This window comes from Vibrio sp. 2134-1 (assembly GCF_033339495.1).
Window position 1 is genome coordinate 1 of record NZ_JAWOUS010000255.1, and the last position, 839, is coordinate 839.

1 protein-coding gene is annotated in these 839 nt (G+C 49.8%); it reads right to left on the reverse strand.

Annotation, left to right across the window (positions count from 1 at the left end; translation table 11 throughout):
* Nucleotides 1-839 (reverse strand): acetylornithine/succinyldiaminopimelate transaminase (locus tag R7R78_RS25295; RefSeq protein WP_225474523.1); only part of this gene is annotated, 839 nt, incomplete at both ends.

Genomic DNA, 839 nt, shown 5'->3' on the forward strand with positions numbered 1-839 from the left:
CCTGCGCGGAACAGCGCTTCGCGCTCTAAAACACCAGCAAGCACTTCTGGTTTTGTCACTTCGTTAACGACCGCTTCTGCCACTGCACATGCCAATGGGTTACCACCGTATGTTGAACCGTGAGTGCCCACTTTCAGATGCTCAGCCAGTTTTGCTGTTGTTAGCATTGCACCGATAGGGAAACCACCACCCAGTGATTTCGCTGTGCTTAGAATATCTGGCGTGATACCTAGACCTTGGTAAGCATAGAAATGACCAGTACGTCCGTTACCCGTTTGAACTTCATCAAAGATAAGTAGCGCGTTGTGCTTGTCACACAGTTCACGTACTGCTTGAGCAAATTCCGGAGTTGGTGGCACGATGCCGCCTTCGCCTTGTAGCGGCTCCATCATAACCGCACATGTGCGATCTGACATGTGTGCTTGAAGTGCTTCGATATCGTTGTATGGTAAGTGCGTAACATCGCCTGGCTTAGGACCAAAACCGTCTGAGTAAGCCGCTTGACCGCCAACCGTCACAGTAAAGAATGTACGACCGTGGAAACCTTGTTTAAATGCGATGATTTCTGATTTTTCAGGGCCATGAACATCTGTCGCGTAACGGCGTGCTAATTTCAGTGCCGCTTCGTTTGCTTCTGCGCCCGAGTTAGCAAAGAATACGCGCTCAGCAAAGCTCACTTCAGTTAGCTTTTTCGCAAGGCGAAGTGCCGGCTCGTTCGTCATCACGTTACTTAGATGCCACAGCTTGTTGCCTTGCTCAGTCAACGCATCAACCATTACTGGATGACAATGACCCAAGCAGCTCACTGCAATACCACCAGCAAAGTCGATGTACTCGTT